Source organism: Blautia schinkii (genome assembly GCF_013304825.1).
Taxonomy (GTDB): domain Bacteria; phylum Bacillota; class Clostridia; order Lachnospirales; family Lachnospiraceae; genus Blautia_A; species Blautia_A schinkii_B.
Genome location: NZ_JAAWUO010000035.1, coordinates 1 through 3,193 on the forward strand (window position 1 = coordinate 1; position 3,193 = coordinate 3,193).

Here is a 3,193-nt window from a genome sequence, read left to right on the forward strand (position 1 = left end):
GTATCATTCTCAAAAGGCCATGTCATAGCCTGCCACCTCCTTACTCCACAATCTTGCCGTCCTCAATGCGGACAATCCGATCTGCAAGGCGGGCAATGTCGTCATTGTGCGTAATCATCACGACAGTTTGCCGGAACTCCGCACTGGTACGCTTGATAAGCCCCAGCACCTCGGCGCTGGTCTTGCTGTCAAGGTTGCCGGTCGGCTCGTCGGCCAGCACAATAGCCGGTTTGGTAATCAAGGCGCGGGCAATCGCCACACGCTGCTGCTGTCCGCCGGAAAGATTGTTCGGCATATTTTTCAGTTTATCTTCCAGCCCCAGCAGATGAACGATCTCGTCCAAAAACTTCTGATCCACCGTGTCCCCGTCCAGCTCCACCGGCAGGACGATGTTCTCATACACATTCAGGATAGGAACAAGGTTATAGTTCTGGAAGATAAAGCCGATGTTGCGGCGGCGGAAGATGGTAAGCTGTTCGTCGTTCATTTTCGACAGTTCTTTGTCCCGGACAATCACATTGCCGGAAGTAGGGGTGTCCAGCCCGCCCATCATGTGAAGCAGGGTGGACTTGCCGCTGCCGGAGGTTCCCACAACGGCCACAAACTCACCGTCATTTACGGAGAAGTTCACGCCGTCAAGGGCGCGGGTGATATTCGGCTTTGTGCCGTAATACTTTTTCAGATCAATCGTCTGCAAAACGCTCATACTCAAAACTCCTTTCAAGGCTTTCTGCCTGTTGATAAGGTCATTGTAAAACCCAAATGTCCGCGAAATGTTACAGCGGCCCAAAAATTTCATTGAAAATCGGAGTGAAATGTTACAGCGCTCGGACATTTCAAAAATTTTTTTGAGAAATGGCGAAAAAAGCGGGGCAGCACTCGCCGCCCCGCCGATTCCATACGATTATACTGTCACTTTGATTTGTTCAACAAGAGATTTCATTTTAACGAAACTTTAGTTACATTGATTCACTCAATCGCTTTAATACGCTCTACTACAGACTGCTTCGCTAAAATGTGTCTTTGATACACTGTTACTACTATATGAACCACAAAAACAAGCACGAAATACAGGAGTAGAAACGGCCACGGGAAGCGATAGGAAATATAGGATAATCCGGGTATTTCTGCGATCTTGTTGCATAAAAGGAACCCCAGCGGTATGCCTACCACACAACTCCCTATTAAACTACCAAAAAAATAAATCCTGTTTTCTGCACTCTGTGTTTGATAAATTTGTACTTTCGTCATACCAGCGGCCTCTAACAGCGCATAGTCATGGCGGCGTATAACGGTGTTTGTAATGCAAGTATTAAGCAAATTGACAAAAGCAAACAAACATATCAACACTATCACTGCTGTAACAACAATTTTGGCGTTATAAAAATACGCCTGATATTCAGATAAATCATCCGCAAATATGGAAGTATTTATACGGTTATCCGAAGCCACCAGTGCCTTAATTTCCTCAACAGCCTGTTTCGTTTGCATATCTTCAGTACAAATGTACCATGCCAGATCACAATTTATTTCTGCTAAAAAGTCCAGATATTCAGGGGTCGTATAGAATACGCTACCTTTGTCCTTATTTTCGATGAAACCACATACTGAAAAATCAATTTCTTTTGTAGACATTCCCGTATTTACTGATGCGGAAAAATGATCTCCCAAACTCAGGGAAAGACCTGTTTTTTCATAGTAAGGAGAGGCACGATTTATCACAATCGGAATAGTGCTGTTTGTATTTGGAGAATAAGGCATATCACCCTCAACCAGTTGGGTTTCAAAACTGGTTGTGCCGACAATACTATTGATGGATAGTTCATATCTATTCTCAGGTTGACCGGGAACGACGATCTCACAATCTAATTTTTTGGATGGATAAATTTCTGTTACACCAGAGATATTTTCAATCTGCGCTTTCAATTCCTCCGTAAAAGGACTATCTTTCATCAGTTCAAGAGTAGCGTTTTCGGCAGCTGTTGAGTTCAGTTTAAGATAAATGCTGCTGTTTTCATAATACGGTTGCCGGACAAGCTCTTTTATATCAATAGCCGAAACTACCGAAAAGACTACAAATACAAGGACTCCGCTCAACACAAGGGATAGCAGCGTATAAAATGCCTTTTTACGGTTACTGAAAAAGTATTTTTTTGCCAAACCATTAGGATTGATACGACTGCTTTTTTTGAAAATTTTAGCTGATTTTATTTCCTCTGTCCTCAATGCCGCCATAGGGGATAAAGACGCAGCCAGTTTTGCCGGTGTACGGAATGACCAAAAAACAATGAACCATACAAAAGCACCGGAAAGCAATGTGCAGGCCACACTGGGCACCAAATATAATTTCAAGGGTAATACACAATTAAAAAGAAAACCCAATAGCAAACCGCCTAAAATATACTTCCAAGATAACTGTTTTCGCTCGTTATGAATGACTGCTTTGATCTGTCGGTAGGTCGCTCCCACAGTCCTCAACTGTGCAAATTCTCGTGTGCGCTGTAATATGGAAATATACATGATATTTTTAATAGCGATTCCTGCTGTGAGTAGCAGAACAATAGCAATCCCCAAAATTACACTAAGTATTTCCTGTGTGTTATCGACACGAGAGATTATCTGTGTATCTATTGTGGCATTACAAAGTAAGATAGTCGAAAATGCTAACAATAGAGAGGCAATAAACATGATAATCCCTGCGAGGAAATTTCGTTGTTTATTTGCGGATAGACTTTGCGTCGCTAATTTTTTCTCCACTTTGTGAGTATCATTCTCAAAAGGCCATGTCATAGCCTGCCACCTCCTTACTCCACAATCTTGCCGTCCTCAATGCGGACAATCCGATCTGCAAGACGGGCAATGTCGTCATTGTGCGTAATCATCACAACAGTTTGCCGGAACTCTGCACTGGTGCGCTTGATAAGCCCCAGCACCTCGGCGCTGGTCTTGCTGTCAAGGTTGCCGGTCGGCTCGTCGGCCAGCACAATAGCCGGTTTGGTAATCAGAGCGCGTGCGATAGCCACACGCTGCTGCTGTCCGCCGGAAAGATTGTTCGGCATGTTTTTCAGTTTATCTTCCAGCCCCAGCAGATGAACGATCTCGTCCAAAAACTTCTGATCCACCGTGTCCCCGTCCAGCTCCACCGGCAGGACGATGTTCTCATACACATTCAGAATAGGAACAAGGTTATAGT

Annotated in this window: 3 protein-coding genes; all 3 read right to left on the reverse strand. The window is 44.1% G+C overall.

The window, feature by feature from the left end; all coding sequences use genetic code 11:
• Nucleotides 1-40 precede the first annotated feature (40 nt).
• Complete coding sequence (locus HFM85_RS15900; protein WP_055201188.1) at nucleotides 41-706, reverse strand: ABC transporter ATP-binding protein; 666 nt, start codon at nucleotides 704-706, stop codon at nucleotides 41-43.
• Nucleotides 707-969: 263 nt separating this feature from the next.
• A complete protein-coding gene (locus tag HFM85_RS15905) occupies nucleotides 970-2,790 on the reverse strand; it encodes an ABC transporter permease (RefSeq protein WP_118050871.1) in 1,821 nt (606 codons plus the stop codon).
• A 14-nt stretch (nucleotides 2,791-2,804) separates the two neighbouring features.
• The coding region (locus HFM85_RS15910; RefSeq protein ID WP_173739189.1) for an ABC transporter ATP-binding protein at nucleotides 2,805-3,193 on the reverse strand (389 nt) is incomplete at its 5' end.